Origin of the sequence: Rhodococcus jostii NBRC 16295, assembly GCF_001894825.1 — a bacterium.
In the GTDB taxonomy this organism is placed as follows: Bacteria; Actinomycetota; Actinomycetes; order Mycobacteriales; family Mycobacteriaceae; genus Rhodococcus_F; species Rhodococcus_F jostii.
Genome location: NZ_BCWY01000011.1, coordinates 127021 through 151534 on the forward strand (window position 1 = coordinate 127021; position 24514 = coordinate 151534).

Here is a 24514-nt window from a genome sequence, read left to right on the forward strand (position 1 = left end):
AATAACTCAGGTTTCGTTGGAGGTCGAGTGATGAGCAAGCAGCGCGCAACGGATTACGACGTCCTCATCGTCGGTTCCGGATTCGGTGGCAGTGTCACCGCGCTCCGGTTGGTGGAGAAGGGGTACAAGGTCGGCATCCTCGAGGCGGGCCGCCGCTTCGCCGACGCCGACTTCGCGAAGACCAGCTGGGACCTCACGAAGTTCCTGTGGGCGCCCGCCCTCGGATTCTTCGGCATCCAGCGCGTCCACCTGCTCCGCGACTGCCTGATCCTCGCCGGCGCCGGTGTCGGCGGCGGTTCACTCAACTACGCCAACACGCTGTACAAACCACCGGCCTCCTTCTTCCAGGACAAGCAGTGGTCGCACATCACCGACTGGCACGACGAGCTCACGCCGTATTACGAACAGGCCCGCAAGATGCTGGGCGTGGTGCAGAACCCGCACATGACCCCCGCCGACGAGATCATCAAGTCGGTCGCCGAGGACATGGGGGTGGGCGACACGTTCATCCAGACCCCGGTCGGTGTCTTCTTCGGTGAAGCGGGCAAGACGGTGCCCGACCCCTACTTCGGTGGCGTCGGCCCCGACCGTACGGGGTGTATCGAATGCGGCGAATGCATGACCGGGTGCCGGCACGGCGCCAAGAACACCCTGCTCAAGAACTACCTGGGTCTCGCCGAGAAGGCCGGCGCGGAGATCATCCCGATGACGACGGTCAGTGGTCTGCGCGAGGCGTCCGACGGCACCTGGGACGTGTTCACCCGGCGAAGCGGTCCGCGGAAGAACCGGAACCGCAAGACGTACACCGCCGCGAACGTCGTCCTGGCAGCGGGCACGTGGGGTACGCAGCACCTGCTGTTCGACCAGAAAGAGACGGGTGCGCTGCCCAAGATCTCCGACCGGCTGGGTGTGCTCACCCGCACCAACTCCGAGTCGATCCTCGGCGCCGCCAAGAACAAGGTCGACCCCGCGCTCGAGCTCACGAAGGGTGTCGCCATCACGTCGTCGTTCCACCCGACGTCCGATACCCATGTCGAACCCGTGCGGTACGGCAAGGGGTCGAACTCGATGGCCCTGTTGCAGACCCTGCTGACCGACGGCGGTGGACGTCGGTGGATGACGTTCCTCAGGGAACTCGCGAAGGACCCGACGGCGTTGAAGGTCCTCACCCCCTACAAGTGGAGCGAGCGCACCATCATCGCGCTGGTCATGCAGAACCTCGACAATTCCATCACCACGTACACGAAGAAGGGTGTGTTCGGCCGGCGCAAGGTCACCAGCAAGCAAGGGCACGGGGAGCCGAACCCGAGCTGGATCCCGGCGGGCAACGAGGCGACCCGTCGCATCGCGGAGAAGATCGACGGCCGCGCGGGCGGAACCTGGGGAGATGTGTTCAACATTCCGCTCACCGCTCACTTCCTCGGCGGCTGCACGATCGCGTCGGAGCCGTCGCAGGGTGTCATCGACCCGTACCACCGCGTGTGGGGATACCCGACGCTGAGCGTCGTCGACGGTTCCGCCGTGTCCGCGAACCTGGGCGTCAACCCGTCGCTGACGATCTCGGCGCAGGCCGAACGCGCGGCGTCGCTGTGGCCGAACAAGGGCGAGCAGGACCTGCGTCCGGCGCAGGGCGAGGGATACCGGCGCCTGAACCCGGTCGCGCCGGTCGTGCCCGTCGTCCCCGCGGACGCCCCCGGCGCCCTGGTGCTGCCGATCGTCGAGATCCGCAGCGGCTCCGCGGTGCCGGAAGCACAGAAGCACGGCGTTGCATAGCGGCCGGGTGCGCCGGTCATGGGGTCGCGCAGACCACAGAGCTGCGGCGATTAGACTGACCCGGTGGCAGATATCGAGCAACAGAGACCGGTCCTCGTCGTCGACTTCGGCGCGCAGTACGCGCAGCTGATCGCCCGGCGGGTGCGTGAGGCCAAGGTCTATTCCGAGGTGGTTCCGCACACCGCGACCGTCGAGGAGATCGCGGCCAAGAATCCCCTCGCCGTGGTGCTGTCGGGTGGGCCGTCGAGCGTCTACGCCGACGGTGCGCCTCAGCTCGACCCGGCACTGTTCGATCTGGACGTGCCGGTGTTCGGCATCTGCTACGGATTCCAGGCCATGGCAGGCGCTCTCGGTGGAACGGTGGCACACACCGGCACCCGTGAGTACGGCCGCACCGACTTGAAGGTCCAGGGCGGTCTGCTGCACGACGGCCTGCCGTCCAGCCAGCCCGTCTGGATGAGTCACGGTGACGCGGTCACCGAGGCGCCCGAAGGCTTCGAGGTGACGGCCACGAGCGAAGGCGCACCCGTCGCCGCGTTCGAGAACCGGGCCCGCAAGCTCGCCGGGGTGCAGTACCACCCGGAGGTCCTGCACTCGCCCCACGGCCAGCAGGTGCTCAGCCGGTTCCTCCACGAGATCGCGGGCATTCCGCCGGCGTGGACGGCTGCGAACATCGCGGACGCTCTGATCGAGCAGGTCAAGGAGCAGGTCGGCGACGGCAAGGCGATCTGCGGCCTTTCCGGTGGCGTCGACTCCGCTGTCGCGGCGGCGCTGGTGCAGCGTGCGATCGGTGACAACCTGACGTGTGTGTTCGTCGATCACGGCCTGATGCGCGCGGGGGAGCGCGCGCAGGTGGAGCAGGATTTCGTGGCCGCGACCGGCGCGAAGCTGATCACGGTCGACGCCGCCGACACGTTCATCGGTGAGCTGGCCGGGGTCTCCGACCCGGAAACCAAGCGCAAGATCATCGGCCGCGAGTTCATCCGCAGCTTCGAAGGCGCGGTCAGCGACGTGCTGGGCGAGAACGCCGCCCACGGCGACACCGTCGAATTCCTCGTGCAGGGCACGCTGTACCCGGACGTCGTGGAATCCGGCGGCGGCACCGGCACGGCCAACATCAAGAGCCACCACAACGTGGGCGGCCTGCCGGAAGACCTGCAGTTCACGCTCGTCGAGCCGCTCCGCCTGCTGTTCAAGGACGAGGTCCGCGCGGTCGGGCGTGAGCTGGGGCTGCCCGAGGAGATCGTGGGACGCCAGCCGTTCCCCGGTCCCGGGCTCGGCATCCGCATCATCGGCGAGGTCACCCAGGAGCGGCTCGAGATCCTGCGCCACGCGGATTCCATTGCGCGCGAAGAGCTGACGGCCGCCGGGCTGGACGGTCAGATCTGGCAGTGCCCGGTGGTGCTGCTCGCCGACGTCCGCAGTGTCGGCGTGCAGGGTGACGGACGCACCTACGGTCACCCGATCGTGCTCCGCCCCGTGTCGAGCGAGGACGCGATGACCGCGGACTGGACGCGACTGCCCTACGACGTCCTCGAGCGGATCTCCACCCGCATCACCAACGAGGTGCACGACGTCAACCGTGTCGTGCTCGACATCACGAGCAAGCCGCCGGGCACCATCGAGTGGGAGTGACGCACTGTGCGCGGTGAGTGAGTTCTGAGGACTCGCTCACCGCGCACACGGCGCTTGCGCCCTATTTTTTCCGCCGGTTCGGTGCGAACACCAGCACCACACCGACGAGCACCGCGACCAGCACGAACAGCCAGCGGAACTCGACGTCCGCGAGCGGTTCGAGTGAGAACGGCCCCGCGAGCGCCCAACCGCTCACCAGGAGCGCTGCCACCCCGGCGAGGATCAGGAGCGGCGACGGACGTGTCCGCGTGCGGGTCTGCTCGGTTTCCTGAGTGTCGTCGATGTCATCCACGGTGCACCTCCACACTTCCGAACTGGACATCGGCATCGAGGGTCAGGACGGGACCGGCCGTGCCGTCGACGCCACCGTCGAGACCGTCCCCGAGGCACTGCGCGTCACCGAACTGGGCGGTGCAATGGTTGTCGACGTTCATGCCGGGCGGCAGAAGCACCTTTACTTCACCGAACTGTCCACTGACGTCGACTGTCTTGTCCTCGGTGAGGGTGACGTTCCTGAGGTCGAGTGTGAAGCTGCCGAACCCCCCGGAGTAGGCGGGATCGATATCGGCTGCCGTCAGCGGAGTCCAGGTCCGATCACCCATGTTCTCGCTGTTCAGGTCGAGTGACCCGACGATCGAGGCGAGGATGACGAAACCGATCAGCGGGCCTGCGACGACGAGAAGCCCGTAACCTTTGCGCAGGAAGCCGCCGATCAGCAGTCCCACTCCGATGACGGCGAGCGCGACGGCGCCGATGCGACCGGGGTTCAACCAGTCGGACCCGGTGGCGACCGACAACGCCGTGGCCGCGGCGGCCGCGAGAATCGCCAGCCCGATCACCATCGTGGTCAGGCGGGAGTGCCTGCGCTCCGGTTGCACTGCGGGAGTGACGGTCCTGGCCGGTTCGGGCAGGTCCCAGGCGAACGGGGCGACGCCGAGCGGGTCCCACGCCGGCGGTCGCGGCTCGAGCGGCGCGAACGGGGCCGACGGTGCATCGACCCGCGGGTCGGGGGTCGATGACTTCTCGAACGACACCGGATTCGAGGGGGCAGAAGCGGTTTCGGCGGGAGATGCCTCGGCAGGCGCGTCGGCGGCCTTCTCGTCCGGGATGGGAGGGGTGCTCGGCGTGTAGGAGTCGGGAAGCTTCGTGTACGGACCGTACGCGGCCGGGCCGTACGTGCCCGGACCGAACGGGTTGGCGCCGAACTGTCCGGGGGCGAAGCTCGTCCCGGGATACCCGGTGCCGACACCCGGGGCCGCGGCACCGATCGGCATCGGCGGGGGTATCGGCTGCCGCTGGTACAGCAGCCACAGACCGCCGAGCATCAGTGCCATGCTGATCAGCCCGGATCCGCCGAGCCCGACACCGAAAGGTCCGACCGTGCTCAAGGCGATCGCCAGCGCGACGAGGAGGACGATGGTCTTGGTGCCCGAGTCGGAGCTGTGACCGCGTCCCACCAGCGACTCCGCGGGTGAGACCGGGTCGCCCGATTTCGTGAGGGCGAGCCAGCACGCCAGGTAGAGGAGCACGCCGGCGCCGCCGAAAATGGTGGACACGACGAAGGCGACTCGTATCAGTACGGGATCGACGCCGTAGCGGTAACCGATTCCCGCACAGACACCGGCGACGTGGCCGCGGCCGGGCAACCGCACCGGTCGGGTCCGCCACAGATCTTGTATCTGCTCTTGGAAGCTCCCATTGCTCATACGACCATCGTTCCGGTCGGCGTGGCGCGCGTACATCGGGAACTACCCTGATCTTTCCTCTCGGGGTGGGCCGTGGCGGGCGCCGAAGTCAGGGTTGGACCCTGATGCCGCCGCCCGGGGATCGTGCCACTATCGAAGATGTGCAACCTGTGTCGAACACGCCTGCGGGCGGCGGTCCGTTCGCGGCCGCCGTGACCGCGCCGGTACCGCCCGGCGGTGTCGCCATGCCTCGGCTCGAACGCCGGGCCGGTGGTCGGATCGTGGGCGGCGTCGCGGGTGGCATCGCCGATCAGCTGGGCGTCGACGTGATGAAGGTGCGGGTCGCGTTCGCGTGTCTGGCCGCGCTCGCCGGCGCGGGCATCGTCGGCTACGGACTGTTGTGGATCTTCACGGCCGCGGGTTCCGACACCGAGAAGCCCAGTGCGTCCGAGCGGCGGAGAGCGTACGGACTGATCGCGATCGGCCTGGCCGGTGCGTCCGCGTTGTCGTGGCTGTTCAGCGGGCGGGTCGGTTCGGTGATCGCGCCGATCATCGTGGTGGCGGTGGGTGCGGCGCTGGTGTGGCGCGAATTCGATTCGGAGGGGCCGCGGACCGTCATCGGGCTGCCACAGCGTCCCACCGTCCTGACGTGGGCCCGGGTGCTCGGCGGCGTGACGTTGATCGTGTCGGGTCTCGGCGTGGTGATCCTCGCGCAGGTCGACTTCGACGCGCTGCGCTCGTCGCTGCTGGCCGTGGTGGTCACCCTCGTCGGTGCCGGGTTGCTGACCGTCCCCCTGTGGTTGCGGTTGTGGCGCGCACTCGGTGCGGAACGCGCCGCCAGGATCCGCAACGACGAGCGCGAGGAGATCGCGTCGCACCTGCACGACTCCGTCCTCCAGACACTGGCGCTGATCCAGAAGCAGGCCGACCACCCGCAGGAGGTCGCGCGACTCGCCCGGGGGCAGGAACGGGAACTGCGGAAGTGGTTGTTCGGCGGGGCGGACACCGACCATTCGAGTCTCGCCGAGGCGTTGCGCATCATCGCCGGCGAGGTGGAGGATCACCACGGCGTCACGGTGCGGCCGGTCACGGTGGGCGACGTGGCACTCGATGTCGAGGGGACCGGCGAGGGCCTGTCGAAGGAGAGTTTCACGGCGGTGCTCGGCGCGGCCCGGGAGGCTCTGGTCAACGCGGCCAAGCACTCCGGTGAGACGGACATCAATCTGTTCGCCGAGGCCGAGCGCGAACAGATCAGCGTGTTCGTCCGCGACCGTGGCGTCGGATTCGACGTCGACGAGGTGTCCCCGGACCGTCAGGGGCTGGCGAAGTCGATCCGAGGGCGAATCGAGCGGAGAGGCGGGCACGTCGACGTGCGATCCGCGCCCGGCAAGGGCACCGAGGTGCGAATTAACATGCCGCGGAACGGCCGGACGTGGTCGGGAGCGGGCGCTTCCGAGAGCACGGACAGCGCCGGCGTCGAGGACGTGCCGTTCCGTCAGGGTGCGTGAGCGTCGGCCGGGCGGCAGTGCGGCAGGACCGGGATTCGTTCGACACGCTCTAGAGTGGGGTGACACTACCGCCCACGCCGAGGAACAGCCGCAGTGACTTTGCCTGAAACACCCCCGTACCGTGTCTTTCTCGTCGACGATCATGCCGTGTTCCGCTCCGGTGTCCGTGCCGAACTCGGCCGGGAAACCGACATGGAGGTGGTGGGTGAGGCGGGCGGCGTCGCGGAGGCGGTGGCGGGTATCAATGCCACCTCACCGCATGTGGTGTTGCTCGACGTGCACATGCCCGACGGTGGTGGTGTCGCGGTGCTGAGGGGCATCGAATCGGGGCCGGTGTGCCTGGCGTTGAGTGTGTCCGACGCCGCCGAGGACGTGATCGCCGTGATCCGCGCGGGCGCCCGAGGTTACGTCACCAAGACGATTTCGGGAGCGGAACTGGCCGACGGTGTGCGCCGGGTCGCTGGCGGTGATGCCGTGTTCAGTCCGCGGCTGGCGGGTTTCGTGCTGGACTCCTTCACCGGACGTTCCAATGCTCCTGAGCCGCAATTGGATCCGGAACTGGATTCGCTCACGCCGCGGGAGCTGGAAGTGCTGCGGTTGCTCGCCCGGGGTTACACGTACCGGGAAATCGCCGAGGAACTGGTGATCTCGGTGAAGACGGTCGAAACCCACGCGTCGAACGTGCTGCGGAAGACGCAGCAGTCCAACCGGAATGCGCTCACGAGGTGGGCGCACCGCCGGCGGATCGACTGACCTGTTCTCAGGGCTGTGCGAGAAGGACGATGACCGCCACCAGCACGGCCAGGATCAGGATCGCGACCATGACGCCCATCGCGATCGGCGCCCACGCCACCACCTGGTCGCGGACCGTGGGGGCCGGCGAACCCGGAGCGGGCTTCGTGGGCCGCGGGGGCCACTGCAGCCGGCCGAGCGGACGGGGCACGTTCTTGAGCGGGGTGCTCTGATGCACCGCGGGCAGACCGGCCTGGGTGGAACTCACCAGCTTGCTGCGCCGCCGTGAATCGGGCAGCAGCGTCGAGCGGTGCGCCCACGCCGGGATGGTGCCGTCCGCGGCATAGACGGGCGAGCCGACGAGGTGCGCGACGTTGCCGTCGCCGGCCATGGCCACCCGGGCCAGGGCGTCGCGGGCCTCGGCCATCGTCGGACGACGCGCCGGGTCGGGCTCGAGCAGGTGCAGCAGCGTGTCGGTGAGCGGTCCTGCCTTGCTCGGACGGTAGATCTCGGCCTTCGCGACCCGGTGCAGGAGTGCGATGGAATCCGAGTCGATCCCGAACGGTGGCTGTCCCTCGACGACGGTGTACAGCGTGGCACCGAGCGAGAAGACGTCGCTGGCCTCGGTGGGGTCCTGACCGCGGGCGACCTCGGGGGAGAAGTACGCCGGTGTGCCGGTGATGACCCCGTTTGTCGTGTCGGCGGAATCGCCCTTGGCCCGGGCGATGCCGAAGTCGCTGATCTTGACGGTGCCGAGTTCCCGGCCGCGGTCGGCGACGAGGATGTTGCCCGGCTTGATGTCCCGGTGCACGATCCCGGCGGCGTGCGCGGCGGTGAGCGCGTCGGCCACCTGCGCGCCGATCTGAGCGACCTCCAGCGGGGGCAGCGTGTCGGCGATGTTCATCGCCTGCGCGAGGCTGCGCGACGGCAGGTACTCCATGACCAGCCAGGGTTCTCCGGCCTCGAGTGCCACGTCGTACATCGCGATGGAATGACTGTGCGCGAGTTTGGCGGCGTTGCGCCCTTCCCGCATGGTGCGTTCGCGTACGCGGCGGGCCTCGTCGGGGTCGAGTCCGGCGGTGGTGGTGACCTGTTTGATGGCGACGTCGCGGTGCAGCAGGGTGTCCCGTGCGAGCCAGACCGCGCCCATTCCGCCGCCGCCCAGTTTGGACCGCAGACGGTACCTTCCGGCCACCAGGTATTCGGGTCCGATGCCCCTTTCGCTCTGCTCCTGCTCCATCACGCGTTCAGGTTAGAGGATTGCGCGGACACGGGATGCGCGACGGTCCTGACCTGGCCGTTCGGGGTCCACTTGACGGGCCACCACCGACCGGCTTTACTTGAAATGAGTTCGAAAATACGTTCGAACAAAGCGTCTGTTCGAGCCGCGTCTTCCCCGTGGTTGCCGACCGCTGTTGGTGCCGAGTGTCAGGGGTGTCGAGTTGGCTGAAGTGGTCGGCGAGTCGGAGTTTCCGGTGCCGGGTTCTCCGGAGCTGTCCGGGTTGTCCCGGCAGGAGCGTCTGGACTACCTCCGGCGACGGATGGCGGCCGTTCCCGCGCGCGGTGAGTCGGTGGCGAGCCGCGCCCCAGTGGAGAGCGTGCCTCCCTCGGCGGGTGCTTCCGCGGTTCCCGATTCCCGTGCCGCAGGGGTGCTCCCGGTTCCGGCGGCACTGGCCGAACTCCTTCCCCGGGGCGGGCTGGTGCGTGGGTCGGTGGTGTCGGTGTCGGGCGCCACTTCGCTCCTGCTCGGATTGGTGGCGTCCGTGACCGCGGACGGTGGCCATGTCGCGGTGATCGGGCATCCCCGGCTCGGGGTGCTGGCAGCAGTGGAGATGGGGGCGCAACTGGAGCGGCTGGCGCTGATCCCCGACCCGGGCGCCGATCCGGTGGAGATCGCCGCGGTGCTGCTGGACGGGATGGATCTGGTGGTGCTCGGACTGGGAGGTGCGTCGGTGGCGCCGTCCCGGGCGCGTGCGGTGGTGGCCCGCGCCCGGAGCAAGGGATCGACTCTGGTCGTCACCGACGGGCACTGGGACGGCGCGGAGATGCGACTGGAGGCCCGGGTGCACGGGTACGCCGGACTGGGCAACGGATCTCAGGACCGGGGATGCGGACGGTTGCGGTCCCTCAGCCTGGCGGTGTGTGCCCGGGGGCGGTCGTTCCAGCCGCGCACCACCCGGTTGGACGTGCGGTCGGCGCAGGGCCGGGTGGAATGGGTGAGCACTCCGGAACCGCTGGTGCCCCTCGAGGCCGCCCCCTTCCCGGCACCGGTGGAGGTGGTGGGTTTGTGAGCAGGGTGCTGGCGTTGTGGTGCCCCGATTGGCCTGCGGTCGCGGCGGCCGCCGCCGCGGACCTCCCACCGACGCATCCGGTGGCGGTGACGTCGGGCAATCGGGTGATCGCCTGCTCGGCACCGGCCCGAGCGGACGGGGTGCGCAGAGGCCTGCGCCGCCGCGAGTCCCAGGCCCGGTGCCCTCGGTTGCACGTGGTGGCAGCCGATCCCGACCGCGATGCGCGGCTGTTCGAGCCGGTCGCCTCGGTCGTCGACGCGGTGGCGCCCGGTGTCGAGGTGCTGCGACCCGGTCTCGTGGTGCTGTCGGCTCGCGGCGTCGCCCGGTACTTCGGTTCGGAGGAAGCCGCCGCGGAACGGTTGGTGGATCAGGTGTCGGCGGTGGGGGTGGAGTGTCAGGTCGGTATCGCCGACCAGCTGTCCACGGCCGTGATCGCTGCGCGCAGAGCAACTCTCGTGCCGCCCGGGGAGGGAGCGGTCTTCCTGGCGCCGCTCCCGATGCGGGAGTTGGCCGCCGAGCCGAGCCTCGCGGCGGCCCATCGCGGTGAGCTGGTCGATCTGCTGCACCGGCTCGGGTTGCGCACGATCGGCAGTTTCGCCGCCCTGTCGGCGGGCGATGTGGCTTCGCGGTTCGGATCCGATGCGGTGCTGGCGCATCGGGCCGCGCGGGGTGAGCCGGAGCGTCCCCCGTCGGGGCGGTCGCTGCCTCCCGACCTGGAGGTGGAGGAGCACTGCGATCCCGTGATCGAACGGGTCGACGCCGCCGCCTTCGCGGGGCGCGCGCTGGCGGAGAAGCTTCATCGCACCCTGTCGGACGCCGCGGTGGCCTGCACCCGGCTGTCGATCTCGGCGAGCACCGGCAACGGTGAGCACCTGTCCCGGATCTGGAGGTGCGCGGAACCGTTGACCCCGGAGGCGACGGCCGACCGGGTGCGGTGGCAGCTGGACGGGTGGCTGACCGGGCGCAGTGAGAAGCGGCCCACCGCTGGTATCGCCGTCCTGCGACTGGAACCGGTGGAAGTGGTGGCGGCAGGCGCCCTGCAGCTGGGGCTGTGGGGTGGGGTCGGCGATCAGGACGAGCGGGCCCGGCGGGCCCTGGTGCGGGTGCAGGGACTGCTCGGCGGGGAGGCCGTGCAGGTGGGGGTCCTCAGTGGCGGGCGGGGTCCGGCGGAGCGCATCACGTTGCTGCCGTTGGGCGACGAGTTGGTTCCCCGCAACGATCCTTCGGAGCCGTGGCCGGGCACGTTGCCGGAGCCGGCACCTGCCGCGGTGCTCACCGCGCATCCGGAGGTGTGGATGTCGGACGAGCGGGGTATGGCTGTGACGGTCACGGAACGTGGTGTGTTCAGCGCGCCTCCTGCGCGGCTGCGGTGGGGGAGTCGAGAGTGGGCGGTGTGCGGATGGGCCGGACCGTGGCCTGTGGACGAGCGGTGGTGGGACCCGCCGGCTGCCCGGACGGCCGCCCGGGCCCAGGTGCTGCTGGAAGAGTCGCGGGCGCTGCTGGTGATCTGCACGGCAGGCCGTTGGTCGGTGGAGGGAATCTATGAGTGAGACAGGGCAGGACGCGCCGCACCGCAGGGTCGTCGTGCAGGAGCTGACGAGCCTCGACGGGTTCGTCGCCGGGCCGTCCGGCGAGCTGGACTTCTTCGAGGCGGTGCCGGATTACGGTGAGGTGGATCGGCGCAACCTCCGGCTCCTCGCCGACACGGACCTGGCCCTGCTGGGACGGAACACCTACCAGATGTTCTCGGACTACTGGCCCACCGACGAGGCGCAGGGCGAGGTGGTGGCCGAGGCCGTCAACGCGATCCCCAAGCTGGTGTTCTCCTCGACGCTGGACAGTGCCCCGTGGGGGAAGTGGGAGCCGGCGCAGTTGTGGGCGGGCGACGCCGCCGAGCGGGTGCAGCGACTTCGGCGGGAGCCGGGTGGTGACATGATCGTCTGGGGGAGCATCACGCTCGCGCGGGCGCTGCTTGCCGCCGAACTGGTCGACGAGATCCAGCTGCACGTGGTGCCCGTCCTGTTGGGGCAGGGGCGCAGGCTGCTCGACGAGGACACCGGCATGCACTCGCTGACGCTGCTGGAGTCGACGGGATACGACTGCGGGGTCGTCACGTTGCGTTACGGGGTGGGCCGCGCGGCGTGACATGCCCGGTCGATGTCCCTTGCGAACAGACCGTTCGAAATGCTTTGCTGTGCAGTGGGTCGCGTGCCGGTGGCGGACAGCGTCAGGCATGGAGGCCGGCCACAGCCGCATCGTCGGCTCGTGGCATACCTCGAAAGGGTCGACTGTGACCATTTCTTTCAATCACACCATCGTCGCTGCCAAGAACAAGCAGGAGTCGGCGACCTTCTTCACCACCTTGTTCGGACTGCCGGACGCCGTGCCTGCCGGCCATTTCCTGGCCGTCGCCCTCGACAACGGGGTGTCTCTCGACTTCGCGGAACCGCCGATCGATTTCCCGCCGCAGCACTACGCGTTCCTCGTCGGCGAGGACGACTTCGACCGGATCTACGGTCTGATCGTCGAGTGGGGTCTCGATCACTGGGCAGATCCGCGGCAGACACTGCCGGGAACCATCAACACCAACGACGGCGGGCGGGGCGTCTACTTCCTCGACCCGTCCGGTCACTATCTGGAGATCATCACCCGCCCGTACGGGTCGGGCCAGTAGTCCGAGGCCGGGCGTCCGTACTCGCTAGTCTGGATTCTCGTGGAGACGAGCAGGACGACCCCGACGCGTACCGGTATCGAGATCGCCTACCGGGACAGCGGCGAGTCTTCGGTGCCGGGTTCGGCAGACGCCCCTCCCGTGCCGGTGGTCCTGGTGCACGGGATGGGCGGTGACGGCGGCACTTGGGACCGATTCGCCCGTGCGCTCGTCGCCCGTGGGCGCCGGGTCGTCGTGCTCGACCTGCGGGGGCACGGTCGCAGTGCGCGCGCCGCGTCGTACCTGTTCGACGAGTTCGGTGCCGACGTGGTGGAGGTGTGCGACAACCTCGGGCTGTCGCGGGTGGACCTCGTCGGGCATTCGCTCGGCGGTCATGCCGCGTCGCTCGCGGCGCAGGCGCGCCCGGACCTGGTCCGCAGGCTGGTGATCGAGGAGGCGCCGCTCCCGTTGCGTCCCGGTGACCCGGAGCAGGTCTTCGCGAACCGGCTGCCGTCGCTGCCCGAGCTGTGGCACGCGACCACGAGCCTGATCCGTCATCCGAGGGCCGCGTTCGCGTTCGATCGGTCGATGACGGGCTCCGCGCTCGAGCAGTTCCGCCGCCCGGATCCGTTGTGGTGGGACAGATTGCCGCACATCGAGGCCGACACCTTGATTCTGCGAGGCGGCCCGGGTGGGATGGTCGACCCGCGCAGGCTCGAGTCCGCGGTCGCGGCGATACCGAAGTGCCGGGTAGTGGTGTTCCGCGGCGGCCACAGTATTCACCGCGACCGGTACGACGAGTTCGCGTCGGCGGTCCTGCCGTTCCTGATGCAGCCCGAGACGAGCTGACAAAAACTCCCAAAATGTAAACCGCACGGGCGTCGACAGGACTAGCGTGGGAACCGAAGCGGGGCTCGAGACGACCTCCCTGTCGCGACGAACACCCGAAACTGCGGGGCGTCCGACGACGTCGTCCGCACGTCCGGAAGAAGGCCCACGATGTCGACACTCACGCCCGGACGCCCCTACGCGCCCGGCAGGCAGGGATTCAGCTCGCTCCGCGCCGGGGGACTCAACTGGGATGCGTTCCCGTTGCGGCTGTTCACGAAGGGCAACGCCAAGTTCTGGAACCCCACCGACCTCGATTTCAGCCGGGACGCGGAGGACTGGGAGGGGCTGAACTCGGAGCAGCAGCGCAACTCCACGTATCTGGTCGCACAGTTCATCGCCGGCGAGGAAGCGGTCACCGAGGACATCCAGCCGTTCATGAAGGCGATGGCAGCCGAGGGCCGCTTCGGGGACGAGATGTACCTGACGCAGTTCTGTTTCGAGGAGGCCAAGCACACCCAGGTGTTCCGGTTGTGGATGGACGCGGTGGGCCTGACACGCGACCTGCACCCCTTCGTCGCCGAGAACCCGTACTACCGGCAGTTGTTCTACGAGGAGTTGCCCGGATCGCTGAAAGTGCTGGAGACCGATCCCAGCCCGGCCAACCAGGTGCGGGCCAGCGTCACCTACAACCACGTCATCGAGGGCAGCCTCGCGCTCACCGGGTACTACGCGTGGCAGAAGGTGTGCACGACGCGGGGAATTCTGCCGGGCATGCAGGAACTCGTCCGCAGGATCGGTGACGACGAACGACGCCACATGGCGTGGGGGACGTTCACCTGTCGAAGGCACGTGGCCGCCGACGACAGCAACTGGGGCGTGGTCCAGGAGCGGATGGCAGAGCTGATGCCGTTGGCACTGGGCATGATCGACTGGGTCAACAAGCAATTCGAGGTCCAGCCGTACGGGCTCGACGACCAGGAGTTCATCGCCTATGCCGCGGACCGGGCGCAGCGCCGGCTGGGGGCGATCGAGTCTGCGCGGGGACGCCCGGTCGAGGAGATCGATCTCGACTACTCGCCGGAGGCGCTCGAGGAGAAGTTCGGCGAGGAGGATGCCGAGGCGATGTCCGAGGCGGCAGGCTGAGGCGCACTCCGCGGGCTGACGCACACTGGCTGTCGCGGATGGCAGGATCGGCCCATGGCGCTCACCGCACTCGACCGCAGACTCCTCGGCTGGTCCGCAGCATTCGTGATCTCGCAGGCGAACATCGTCCGGCTGCTCGGCCCGGTGGCACCCCGGCTCGCCGAGATCCAGACGGCCCGGTCTGCCCGCTCCTACACGGCGATCCTCGACGGAATGACCGACACCGACACGGCGCGTTACCGCAGCCACTACTACCCGGACTTCGTCCATCCCGTGATCTACGCCGTCGCACTGCGTACGGGCGCACAGCGCCTGGCGGAGTTGACACCGTTGTCGCCGAGAACACAGAAGGTGCTGGCGGCAGCCCCGGTGATCTCCGCGGCAGGCGACTACGCCGAGAACGTCGTCGGGCTGTATCTGCTGTCCCATCGCGAGCGCATCACCGACGCGACTGTGCGGACCACCAGCGCGGTCAGTGTCACCAAGTGGGTGCTGGCGCTGGGGGCGCTCGGATATCTCTCCCAGGGATTCGTCCGGGTCTGGGTGGGAAAGCTGTTCTCCCGCTAGATTCAGGCACATGTGTGCTGCCGAGCTCAGCGTCGAGTACTTCACCGGACAGTCCGAGTTCCGGCAATGGCTCGGCGCCCATCACGACTCCTCACCCGGCATCTGGCTGAAGATGGCCAAGAAGGGGTCGGCGCATTCGTCGATCGACTACGACCAGGCCCTCGAGGTCGCGCTGTGCTACGGCTGGATCGACAGCCAGGTCCGCCGAGTCGACGACGACTTCTTCGTGCAGCGGTTCACCCCGCGCTCGTCGCGGAGCCCGTGGTCGAAGCGGAACCGGGAGTTCGCCGAGAAACTCGCCGAGGCCGGTCTCCTCGAGCCGTCGGGAGCGGCCGAAGTGGAGCGGGCGAGGGCTGACGGTCGCTGGGACCGCGCGTACGCGGGACAGAAGGCGGCGGAGATACCGCAGGACTTCCTGGACGCCCTCGCGCAGAATCCCGAGGCCGAGGCCTTCTACGCGACCCTCGACAGCCACAACCGGTACGCCGTCTTCTACCGCCTCCAGGACGCGAAACGCCCGGAGACGCGTGCCCGCCGCATCGAGAAGTTCGTCCAGCAGTTGTCGCAGCGCAGGAAGTTCCACGACTGACCGATTTTCGCGACTGACACAATGGCCTCGTGCCCGACACGATCACCGCCACCTGTTCCGCGCTGTCCGCGACCGACGAACCCCTCGCAGGGACCGCTGCGCAGGTCACCGGCTGGGTGTGCCTGGAGTTCCCGGGTGCCTGGGGCCGGGACGTGCTCGACGGCACGGCGCTCGGCCTGGACCTCGCCCGGGAACTCGACGCCCGCGCGGACGCGGCCGGGGTGCGGATCATGTTCATCCGCCGGCCGGGCCGCAGCACCGCGGCCCCGGATCGGCGAACGGTGCTGCTGGCGCAGTCGCATCCCGCGCGGTCGTGGTGCGAGCGTCTCGAGATCGCCTACCCGGAGGACCTCCTCGACCTGGACCTCGGGCTGGTCGCCGGGAGGGCGCCCGGCCTGGGCACGCCGGTGACGGACCCGGTCGTCCTGGTGTGCGCGCACGGGAAACGGGATCAGTGCTGCGCCGTCCTCGGACGTCCGGTCGCGGCGGCACTGGCCGAGGAGTTCGGCGACGTGGTGTGGGAGTGCTCGCACACGGGTGGGCACCGCTTCGCCCCGTCGCAGATCCTGCTGCCGACGGGCTACACCTACGGCCGGCTGACGGTGCAGCAGAGTGTCGAGGCGGTGCGCGCCGCGGCCCGCGGAGAGGTGTACCGCACCGGACTCCGGGGTCGCAGTTGCTGGGACGCACCGGCGCAGGTCGCGGAACTCGCCGTCCGCGAGCTGGTGGACGCACCCGCGAACGATCTGACGGTGCACGCGAATTCGATCGTCACCCACCGCGACGGGCGTCGCTGGGGCGTCGAACTGCAGGAGCGGGAACTGCCGCCCCGGCCGGCGAGTTGCGGGGCGGCGCCGAAGCCGGTGCGATCGGTCGTCGCCACCGGGATCCGCGCGCTGGCCCCCTGAGCCGGTCACCAGTGGGTGCCGGGCACCAGCCTTCCGACCTTCCGGGCGGCGCGACCGAGCACCGACGACGTGTGGCGCCGGCGTTCCCCGGTGTGCTGAGGAACCGGCGCCGCGTCGGCCGTGCTCTCACCCTTCGCCGCCGGCGAATCGGGGAACATGCGGTACATCTGGTGCATCACACGATCCTTGACGGCTGGTGCGAAGACGTGGCCGAGTTCACCGAGCGTGCCGGTGGGGACGTCGATGCGTTTGGGGCGTTCGATCAACGCCCGGACCACCATCGCGGCCGCCTTCTCCGGTGACGTGATCGGCCCGACGTTGTACCGACCGGTGGGTGCGATCATCGGCGTCTTCACCAGCGGCATGTGGATGGTGGTGAACGTGATTCCGTCCGACAGGGTTTCCGATGCCGCGACGTCGGTGAAGCCGTCGAGAGCCGACTTGCTCGCGATGTAGGCGGCGAACCGCGGCGTCGCACCTTGAACCCCGGCGCTGCTGATGTTGACGATGTGGCCGAACCGTCGTTCGCGCATCTGCGGCAGGAAGGCGAGGACGAGCCGGACGGCACCGAAGTAGTTGACGGCCATGGTCCGCTCGAAATCGTGGAGCCGGTCCGTCGAGTGGTAGAGGCCCCGCCGGATCGACCGTCCGGCGTTGTTGACCAGCATGTCGACGTGATCATGTTCGGCGAGAATGGCTTTGATGGTGTGCTCGACCGTCTCGTCGTCGGTGATGTCGCACGGGTACCCGAAGGCCTCGCCGCCCGCGGCGCGGATCTCGGCCACCACGGCGTCGAGTTCCTCGGTGCGCCGGGCGAGGAGAATCACCTTCGCGCCCTTGCGGGCCGTCGCGATCGCGGAGCTGCGGCCGATGCCGGACGAGGCCCCGGTGATCACGACGTGCCTGCCGACGAGCGGTCCCGCCGGGTGGGGCCGGCGGGCGCGGTCCGGGTCGAGGTTCTCGCGCCAGTACGACCACAGCCGGTCGGTGTACGACGCGAATTCCGGGACGTCGATGCCTGTGTCGCGCAGTGCTTCCCGGGTATCGTCGTTCACGAACACGGTGGGCAGGGTCAGGTTGTCGACGAGGACCGGCGGAATGCCGAGCCCGCCGAGAACGAGCTTGCGGGCCGTGTCGAGAGGTGAGTCGGGGGCAGGGGTGAGGAAGGGGCGGACGAGCCCGCCGGGCAGGCCTGCCGCGGGGTGCGGGGCGCCGGCGGCCTTGGCGAGCGCGGCGTAGATCTCCCGGACCGGCTGGGGGCGCGGATTCACGAGATGGAACGCCTGGCCGTCCCGGCCGGGCGCCGACATCAACTCCACGATCGCTGCCGCCACGTAGTCGACGGGCACGACGTTGGTCGATCCGATCCGGGGGACGGCCACGGGCAGCGCCTCGGGGAGTTTCGCGAGCGTCGCGATCGCGGGGAACAGGTAGTACGGCCCGTCGATCTTGTCCATCTCACCGGTGGTCGAACTGCCGACCACCGCGGAGGGGCGGTAGATGCGCCAGCGCAGGCCGTCGGCCTCGCGGACCAGTTTCTCGGCCTCGAACTTGGTGCGGTGGTAGGGGGTGGGGAAACCCTGCCCGAGATCGAAATCGGTTTCCCGGAACGGTCCTTCGTGATCTCCGGCGACGGCGATCGACGAGACGTGGTGAAGGGTCGCGTCCAGTTGCCGGGCCAGTTCGATCACCGAGCGGGTGCCGTCGACGTTGGTGGCGGCCTGCTCGTCGCCCACCGTGAGGTCGTAGATCGCCCCCACGTGCAGGACGTGATCGGCGGCGGGCGCCGACGTGATTCCGAGGCCCGGCTCCGTCAGGTCGCCGATCAGCGGATGCACTCTCTCGCCGCCGGGAATGCCGTCGGCGAGGGCCTCGAGCCGCGCGACGGACGCGCGCCGGACGAGGACGTGGATCTCGGCTGATTCATCGCGGTCGAGGATCAGGGGCAGCACGTGCCGACCCAGGAATCCGGTTCCGCCGGTGACGAGGTAGGTGGCCATGCCCCGAACTTACTCCAAAGTAAGATGTGGCACTAGTGACCCAGACCCACCTTGGCGTGCACCTTCTTCATCCAGGCCGGAGCCCACCAGTTGGCCTCGCCCATCAACTTCACGAGGGACGGAACGAGGAGCATCCGGACCACCGTCGCGTCGACGAGCAGGGCGACGATCATGCCCACCCCGAGGAACCTCATGATCGACAGGCCGGAGATGGTGAACGCACCGGTCACGACCACGAGCAGCAGTGCGGCCGCCGTCACGATCCGGCCGGTGCGTTCGGTTCCGAAGCGCACCGCCTCCTCCGTGGTCGCACCCGCCGCGTGCGCCTCGACCATCCGCGACATCAGGAATACCTCGTAATCGGTCGACAGACCGAAGACCACGGCGAGGATGAGCACCACGAACGTCGCTTCGAGCGGTGCCGGACTGACCCCGAGCAGGCCGGCACCGTGGCCCAATTCGAAGATCCAGGTGAGCACGCCGAACGTCGCGGCGAGGCTCAGTCCCGCCATCGCCACGGCCTTGATGGGCAGCACCACCGAGCCGAACGCCAGGAACAGCAGCACGAGCGTCGAACAGACCATGATCGCGATCATGACCGGCATCCAGTGCACGATCGCCGCGTTGCCGTCGTCGACCGTCGCCTGACCGCCGCCGACGAGGAGTTCGGTCCCCTCGGGCGCGGGGATGGCCCGAAGTCCCTCCACCGCGGCACTCTGGTCGTCGGTGGAAACTCCCTCGGAGTACACGGCCTGGACGGCGACCAGTTGACCGTTCGACGCCACGACACTGGCGGCCCCGATGCCGTCCACCTGGTCGGCGGCCTGCGCAACCGTCGCACCGTCGGCGGCGGTCGGGGCGCCGCCGTCCGTTCCCCGGAGGATGAGGGTGGCGCCGTTTCCGGTGGTGGGAAATTCGGTGGTGAGAGTGTCCGTCGCGATGCGGGCGGGATCGTTCTCGGGTAGTGCCGTGTACGTGACCTCACCGAGAGACGCGCTGAGCAGGGGCGCGGCGAGAACCATCAGCCCCGCGACGATCCCGACCGCGATGGCGACCGGCCTGCGCATCACCCACGTGACGACGGAACCCCAGAACTTGCGGGCGCGCACCTCACCGCGCTGCGCCGCGTCCTTCCGCCAGCTCAGCGCGTTGATGCGGTGTCCCAGGATCGCGAGGAGCGCCGGGACCGCGGTCAGGGACAGCAGTGCCGCGCTCGCCACCGCCGCCATCGCGCCGAACCCGAGCGACTTGATCACGTCCTGCGGAAACACGAGCATTCCCGAGAACGCGCACACGAGCAGCAGGCCGGAGAACAGCACGGTGCGGCCCGCCGTCAGGACGGTGCGCCGGGTGGCCTCGGCGACGTCGGCGCCGGACTCGAGTTCCTCGCGGAAGCGTCCGACGATGAACAGGCCGTAGTCGATCGCCAGCCCGAGGCCGAGCAGGGAGGCCACGTTGATCGCGAACGAACTGACCTCGGTGAACAGGGTCAGCAGGCGCAGCGTCGCCAGGGCGCTGAAGATCGACAGCAGCCCGACGAACACCGGAACGGCCGCAGCGACCAGACCGCCGAAGATGAAGACCAGCAACACGAGAGTGATCGGGAGCGCAATCGCCTCGGCCAGCACCAGGTCCTGTTGCAGCCGGTTGTTGAACGCCACCCCCACCACCGAATTGCCGGCGAACTCCGTGTCGATGCCCTCTATCTCGAGCTTCGGTAGCAGGTCGTTGAACGTGGCGGCCGTGATTCCGGCGTCGGGGTCGACGGTGATCGCGGCGGACGCCTTGGTGCCGTCCTCTGACACCATCAATTGCTTCCGCATCGCGTCCGCGGTCCAGTAGGACGTCACCGAATACGTCGGCACCTCGGCGGCGAACCGGTCGAGGCTCGCGGTGACCTCGGGGCCGATGTCGTCCAGGGCCCTCCCGTCGGGTGCGGTGTAGATGACGATGATGTCCGGCGTCTGCGGTCCCAGGTTGTCCTGGACTATCCGCGCCACCTCCGCGGATTCGCTACCGGGATCGGTGAAACCACCCGAGCTGAGCTTCGCGAAGACACCGGTGCCCCATGCGCCGCTCACCAGAACGGCGATGACGGCGAGGGTCAGGACCCACCATTTGCGTGAAACAACGGTCGAGGCCCAACGTGTCATGCGTCAACTCCGGATGGTGTGAGGGCGGGCGGCTGCGACTGCCGACTGTAGTGCGGATCGGTGCACGACCGGCGGGGGTGTGACGCGGCTCCCGGCAAATCGTGCATACTCGGCAGTGCACTTGCAGCCACACGCAGGGGGAAGCCGGTCGAAATCCGGCGCTGACCCGCAACGGTAGGCCACCAGAGCATTTCGGTGGCGAGCCCGATCACCCGGCGTGGGGTGTGCGACATCCTTTTCGTCGTGGTCTACGAAGCGGAGTCCCGCAGGCGCGCCTGCGGGGGCGCCTGCCGACTTCTCATTCGTGGCTCTGAGCCGCAATGAGGTTTACATGCACGGTCAGTTGTTCAGAAGTTCCGGTCTGGTCGCGCTCGCTGTGGCCGCGCTGGTGGTCACCGGATGTTCGCGCGGGGAGTCGGTGGGGCAGACCGCTTCCGCCGCATCGTTCGCCGAACCGGTGTCGATCACCAACTGCACGCGAACGGAGACGTTCGACGCGCCCCCGCAGCGCATCGTCAGCATGAACGATCACGTCACCGAGGTGCTGATCGAGATGGGCGTGGGCGATCGCATCGTCGGCACGGGGTACGGCGACGCGACCCCGCTGCCTGAGTTCGCCGAACAATTCGCGAAGATCCCGAAACTCGCGAAGGAATACCCGACCCGGGAACAGATCCTGGACCTCGACCCGGACCTGGTGGTCGGCGGGATGCGGAGCGCATTCGACGAGAAGGAGGGTCGGTCCCGCGAATCCCTCGGTGAACAGGGCATTCCCACCTTCCTGTTCTCCGAGTACTGCGGGCAGGGTTTCCCCGACATCGGCCTGCTGCACAACGATTACACGCAGCTCGGTGAGGTCCTCGCCGTTCCGGACGAGGCACGCGCGATCACCGACCGGGTGACCTCCGGACTGCAGACGGTGCGCGACGAGATCGCGGGCACCACCCCGGTTCCGACGTTCTTCTACGATTCCGGCGAGGACGTCCCGCTGACCGTCGGCGGTGTGGGCGTCGGCCAGCTCATCGCGGACCATGCGGGTGCGGCCAACCTGTTCGCCGAGGGGGAGAAGCCGTATTCGAAGTCGACCTGGGAGATCATCGGTGAACGTGCCCCGGAGGCGATCGTCGTCCTCGATTACGGCTCGACGAGTGCGCAGGCGAAGATCGACTTCCTGAAGTCGCATCCGATCATGTCGACGACACCGGCGGTGAAGGCCGGCCGGTTCGTGGTGGTGCCGCTCGACGACTTCTTCGAGAGTCCGCGGCTGGTGCGATCGGTGGAGACGATCGCGCGTGCGCTGCATCCGGACGTCGTCGGCGCGCGATGACGGTCACCGCCGAACGTGCGGCGCCGCCGTCGCGGGCGCCGCACTCGACCCCAGCGCGCGTCGGGTTCGCGGGACTGATGGTGCTGCTCGCGCTGGCAACCCTGTTCGTCGTCGGCCTCGCGGTGTCGTTCGGTTCGGTGCGCATCCCGGTCGGCGACGTCTGGGCGATCGTCGCCCATCGTATGGCCCCCGGCGCGTTCGCGCCGTGGTGGTCGCAGGCGCGGGAATCGATCGTCCTCGACTCGCGGCTGCCCCGGGCGCTGACCGCGGCGACGGTCGGCGCCGCGCTGGCCCTGGCCGGCTCCGTGGCGCAGGCGGTGACGCGCAATCCGCTGGCCGATCCGTATCTGCTCGGCGTGTCCTCGGGCGCGGGTTTCGGCGTGGTGCTGGTGACGGTGCTCGGGCTCGGTGTCGGAGCCCTCGGCGCGTTCACCATCCCCGTCGCCGCGTTTCTGGGCGCGATGGTGCCGCTGTTCCTGTCGCTGGCGATCGGCGGACGGTATCCGCAGCCGACGGCCGTCATCCTCGTGGGTGTCGCGTCGGCGCAAGTGTTCTCGGCCCTCATCACCTTCTCGATCCTGGTCGTCGCCGACGAGCATCAACTCAGCTCGGTGATGCACTGGCTGGCCGGCGGCTTCGGCGACTCGCGCTGGTCGACGATGATCTTCCCCGCCGCGGCACTCGCGACGGTGGGGACCGCGATGGTGCTGAGCGCGAGCCGAATCGACCTGCTGCAGGCCGGAGACGACGGTGCCGCCGCCCTCGGCATGAACGTGCGGCGCTTCCGCGTGGTGCAGTTGCTCGGGGTGTCGATGCTGGCGGGCGCCGCCGTGTCCGTCGCGGGCGGCATCGGCTTCATCGGCCTGCTGGTGCCGCACCTCGCGGGATACGTCGTGGGCGCCCGGGCGGTCAGGCTGCTGCCCGTCGCCGCATTCCTCGGCGCGATCGCGATGGTCGGCGCGGATACGGCCGCGCGGTCGATCGCACGGAGCATCGAGATCCCGGTGGGCGTCGTCACCGCACTCGTGGGAGCACCGATCTTCGTGTGGATGCTCTCTCGGCAGTATCGGAGGACGGAACAGTGACCGCACTGAGCCTGCACCGGATCCGCGCCGAACTCGGATCGCGGGAAGTGCTGCACGGTGTCGACTTCTCCGTGTGTCCCGGTGAGGTGCTGGCGCTGGTCGGACCCAACGGTTCCGGTAAGACCACCGCGCTTCGCTGCTGCTACCGCGCGCTCACCCCGACCGCCGGTGCCGTCGTCGTCGACGGAGCGGACAGTGCCGACCTGGGCAGACGGGAACTGGCCCGCACGATCGGTGCGAGCACCCAGGAACCGCAGGTGTCCGCGGGACTGACCGTGCGCGAATCGGTTTCGCTCGGACGCGTCCCGCACCGGGGTTGGTTCGAACGGGCGAACGGCGTCGACAGTGAGATCGTCGAGACGTGCGTACGGCAGGTGGGGCTGAGTGAACTCGCGGGTCGCGACGTGCAGGCCCTGTCGGGCGGGGAACGTCAGCGGGTGTCGATCGCACGGGCCCTCGCTCAGCAGCCGAGGGTCCTGCTGCTCGACGAACCCACCAACCACCTCGACCTGCGGCACCAGCTGACGGTGATGAACCTGCTGCGCGGCCTCGCGGCCGACGGCCTCGCGATCGTCGTGACCATGCACGACCTCCGGCTTGCCGTGGAGTACTGCGACACGCTGGCCGTGATGCACGATGGTCGGGTGATCAGCACCGGCCCGCCCGCAGACGTGCTGGACGGCGCCGTGCTCGGCGACGTGTTCGGCATCCGCGCCGTGGTGCGGTCGACACCGAGGCTGTCGATGGAGATCCTGGGGCTGGCCGATGGATGAGCAACTGCGGCGCGCGTACGAGCTGACCGTCCGCCGCGTCCCGATGATCGCCGACCAGATCGCGCAGCCCGGCGCCGTCACCGTCCCGGCCGACCGCATGACCGATCCGGGCTGGCTCGCGGATCGCGTCGCGGATACGGCGCGGCGGTGGGGAAGCGACGACCCCCGGGTGAACGGCACCCTGTGGTGGTACTCGGCCAGCTCGACGCTGACCGGGATCCCCGTCGCGACGGCCCTCGTCACGGGGTTCGCCGCCCGGCCGAGGCTGCGCGACGCCACCGTGTTCCTGCGCGAAGACGGGTACCTCGGCGGCCTGACCGCGTCGGCGGCACTGCCGGTCACCGAGGGGCTGTCCGAGCTGGCGTCGGAGATGGCCGCGGCGCTGACGCCGATCATCGACGCTCTCGCCGCGGTGTCCGGGGTGCGGGAGGCCGCGATGTGGGCGATCACGACGGATTCGATCGCCAACCGGGCACTCGACGCGGGAACGGCGTGCGGCGACCGCGCACGCGGCAGTATCTTCGCCCGGGGGCTGGTGGACGCACTCCGCCGCGTCGGTGTGGTGATGCCGGACCCGCGGTTCGTCGACGTGCAGGCCGGGGCGGTGTCCCGCCGGTTCACGCAGCGGGCGTCGTGCTGCCTGATCTACGAGACCCCCGGTTCGGGCAAGTGTGTGAGCTGTCCGAGAAGACCTGCCGAGGACCGGCTGCGGGGGCTCGCGGGGCTCGTGATGTGACCCGCATTGACCAGTCCGGGCGTGCGATGGCAGACTGAAGCAATCGAACTCCCGTTCGAATGATGCGCCTTCCCCAGCGGCATCTTCCATGGTCTCGGCACGGTACGTGCACGGCATGAAGAGGTGTA

General features: G+C 69.0%; 22 protein-coding genes and 1 riboswitch. Of the genes, 17 read left to right on the forward strand and 5 right to left on the reverse strand.

Annotation, left to right across the window (positions count from 1 at the left end; genetic code table 11):
• Nucleotides 1-30 precede the first annotated feature (30 nt).
• Nucleotides 31-1773, forward strand: a complete 1743-nt coding sequence (locus RJ1_RS10380) for a GMC family oxidoreductase N-terminal domain-containing protein (RefSeq protein ID WP_073359847.1) — start codon at nucleotides 31-33, stop codon at nucleotides 1771-1773.
• A gap of 63 nt (nucleotides 1774-1836) precedes the next feature.
• A complete protein-coding gene (gene guaA / locus RJ1_RS10385; protein WP_073359848.1) occupies nucleotides 1837-3408 on the forward strand; it encodes a glutamine-hydrolyzing GMP synthase in 1572 nt (523 codons plus the stop codon).
• A 61-nt stretch (nucleotides 3409-3469) separates the two neighbouring features.
• Here the strand turns inward: guaA and RJ1_RS10390 are convergent, their stop codons facing one another.
• Together RJ1_RS10390 and RJ1_RS10395 are read right to left on the reverse strand one after the other, a co-directional pair.
• Nucleotides 3470-3700: a hypothetical protein gene (locus RJ1_RS10390; RefSeq protein WP_073359849.1), complete on the reverse strand. Its 231-nt coding sequence runs from the start codon at nucleotides 3698-3700 to the stop codon at nucleotides 3470-3472.
• Nucleotides 3693-5150, reverse strand: coding sequence for a PspC domain-containing protein (locus tag RJ1_RS10395; protein WP_083400686.1), 1458 nt, complete (start codon nucleotides 5148-5150; stop codon nucleotides 3693-3695). The genes RJ1_RS10390 and RJ1_RS10395 overlap by 8 nt, the downstream gene beginning before the upstream one ends.
• A gap of 68 nt (nucleotides 5151-5218) precedes the next feature.
• Between RJ1_RS10395 and RJ1_RS10400 the strand changes: the two genes are divergently transcribed.
• Entirely contained in the window at nucleotides 5219-6601 is a 1383-nt protein-coding gene (locus RJ1_RS10400) for an ATP-binding protein (RefSeq protein WP_073359851.1), read from the forward strand.
• Nucleotides 6602-6694: 93 nt separating this feature from the next.
• The gene (locus RJ1_RS10405) at nucleotides 6695-7354 is read left to right on the forward strand and encodes a response regulator (protein ID WP_073359852.1); all 660 of its coding nucleotides are present in this window, start codon (nucleotides 6695-6697) and stop codon (nucleotides 7352-7354) included.
• A gap of 7 nt (nucleotides 7355-7361) precedes the next feature.
• Here the strand turns inward: RJ1_RS10405 and RJ1_RS10410 are convergent, their stop codons facing one another.
• Nucleotides 7362-8573, reverse strand: coding sequence for a serine/threonine-protein kinase (locus RJ1_RS10410; protein ID WP_073359853.1), 1212 nt, complete (start codon nucleotides 8571-8573; stop codon nucleotides 7362-7364).
• 211 nt (nucleotides 8574-8784) lie between these two features.
• Between RJ1_RS10410 and imuA' the strand changes: the two genes are divergently transcribed.
• The 9 genes from imuA' to RJ1_RS10455 all read left to right on the forward strand — a co-directional run bounded on the left by imuA' (nucleotide 8785) and on the right by RJ1_RS10455 (nucleotide 16312).
• Nucleotides 8785-9624: a DnaE2-dependent mutagenesis accessory factor ImuA' gene (gene imuA' / locus RJ1_RS10415; RefSeq protein ID WP_162850396.1), complete on the forward strand. Its 840-nt coding sequence runs from the start codon at nucleotides 8785-8787 to the stop codon at nucleotides 9622-9624.
• Nucleotides 9621-11174 (forward strand): DNA polymerase Y family protein, encoded by a 1554-nt coding sequence (locus RJ1_RS10420; protein WP_073359855.1) that lies wholly within the window; start codon nucleotides 9621-9623, stop codon nucleotides 11172-11174. Before imuA' ends, RJ1_RS10420 begins: the two co-directional genes overlap by 4 nt.
• Nucleotides 11167-11769, forward strand: a complete 603-nt coding sequence (locus RJ1_RS10425; protein ID WP_073359856.1) for a dihydrofolate reductase family protein — start codon at nucleotides 11167-11169, stop codon at nucleotides 11767-11769. The genes RJ1_RS10420 and RJ1_RS10425 overlap by 8 nt, the downstream gene beginning before the upstream one ends.
• 145 nt (nucleotides 11770-11914) lie before the next feature.
• Entirely contained in the window at nucleotides 11915-12298 is a 384-nt protein-coding gene (locus tag RJ1_RS10430; protein ID WP_174694960.1) for a VOC family protein, read from the forward strand.
• Nucleotides 12299-12337: 39 nt separating this feature from the next.
• Nucleotides 12338-13123, forward strand: a complete 786-nt coding sequence (locus tag RJ1_RS10435) for an alpha/beta fold hydrolase (RefSeq protein WP_073359858.1) — start codon at nucleotides 12338-12340, stop codon at nucleotides 13121-13123.
• Nucleotides 13124-13273: 150 nt separating this feature from the next.
• Entirely contained in the window at nucleotides 13274-14248 is a 975-nt protein-coding gene (locus tag RJ1_RS10440) for a R2-like ligand-binding oxidase (RefSeq protein WP_073359859.1), read from the forward strand.
• 54 nt (nucleotides 14249-14302) lie between these two features.
• Nucleotides 14303-14815, forward strand: a complete 513-nt coding sequence (locus tag RJ1_RS10445; protein ID WP_073359860.1) for a hypothetical protein — start codon at nucleotides 14303-14305, stop codon at nucleotides 14813-14815.
• A 10-nt stretch (nucleotides 14816-14825) separates the two neighbouring features.
• Nucleotides 14826-15404 (forward strand): YdeI/OmpD-associated family protein, encoded by a 579-nt coding sequence (locus tag RJ1_RS10450; protein WP_073359861.1) that lies wholly within the window; start codon nucleotides 14826-14828, stop codon nucleotides 15402-15404.
• A 29-nt stretch (nucleotides 15405-15433) separates the two neighbouring features.
• Nucleotides 15434-16312: a ferredoxin family protein gene (locus RJ1_RS10455; RefSeq protein ID WP_073359862.1), complete on the forward strand. Its 879-nt coding sequence runs from the start codon at nucleotides 15434-15436 to the stop codon at nucleotides 16310-16312.
• Nucleotides 16313-16317: 5 nt separating this feature from the next.
• On the opposite strand, the gene RJ1_RS10460 is transcribed toward RJ1_RS10455, so the two are convergent.
• Together RJ1_RS10460 and RJ1_RS10465 are read right to left on the reverse strand one after the other, a co-directional pair.
• Nucleotides 16318-18312: an SDR family oxidoreductase gene (locus RJ1_RS10460; RefSeq protein WP_073359863.1), complete on the reverse strand. Its 1995-nt coding sequence runs from the start codon at nucleotides 18310-18312 to the stop codon at nucleotides 16318-16320.
• Nucleotides 18313-18344: 32 nt separating this feature from the next.
• Nucleotides 18345-20465, reverse strand: coding sequence for an MMPL family transporter (locus RJ1_RS10465; RefSeq protein ID WP_073359864.1), 2121 nt, complete (start codon nucleotides 20463-20465; stop codon nucleotides 18345-18347).
• A gap of 94 nt (nucleotides 20466-20559) precedes the next feature.
• Nucleotides 20560-20699: riboswitch (cobalamin riboswitch) on the forward strand.
• Nucleotides 20700-20796: 97 nt separating this feature from the next.
• On the opposite strand from RJ1_RS10465, the gene RJ1_RS10470 reads away from it, so the two are divergent.
• From RJ1_RS10470 to RJ1_RS10485, 4 genes are read left to right on the forward strand one after another with little or no spacing between them, the layout of a single operon-like run.
• A complete protein-coding gene (locus RJ1_RS10470) occupies nucleotides 20797-21792 on the forward strand; it encodes an ABC transporter substrate-binding protein (RefSeq protein ID WP_073359865.1) in 996 nt (331 codons plus the stop codon).
• The gene (locus tag RJ1_RS10475; RefSeq protein ID WP_073359866.1) at nucleotides 21789-22877 is read left to right on the forward strand and encodes a FecCD family ABC transporter permease; all 1089 of its coding nucleotides are present in this window, start codon (nucleotides 21789-21791) and stop codon (nucleotides 22875-22877) included. Before RJ1_RS10470 ends, RJ1_RS10475 begins: the two co-directional genes overlap by 4 nt.
• Nucleotides 22874-23650, forward strand: coding sequence for an ABC transporter ATP-binding protein (locus RJ1_RS10480; RefSeq protein WP_073359867.1), 777 nt, complete (start codon nucleotides 22874-22876; stop codon nucleotides 23648-23650). Before RJ1_RS10475 ends, RJ1_RS10480 begins: the two co-directional genes overlap by 4 nt.
• Nucleotides 23643-24386 carry a (2Fe-2S)-binding protein gene (locus tag RJ1_RS10485; protein ID WP_073359868.1) on the forward strand — a complete coding sequence of 248 codons (744 nt, stop codon included), beginning with the start codon at nucleotides 23643-23645 and terminating at the stop codon, nucleotides 24384-24386. Before RJ1_RS10480 ends, RJ1_RS10485 begins: the two co-directional genes overlap by 8 nt.
• Nucleotides 24387-24514: the final 128 nt, after the last annotated feature.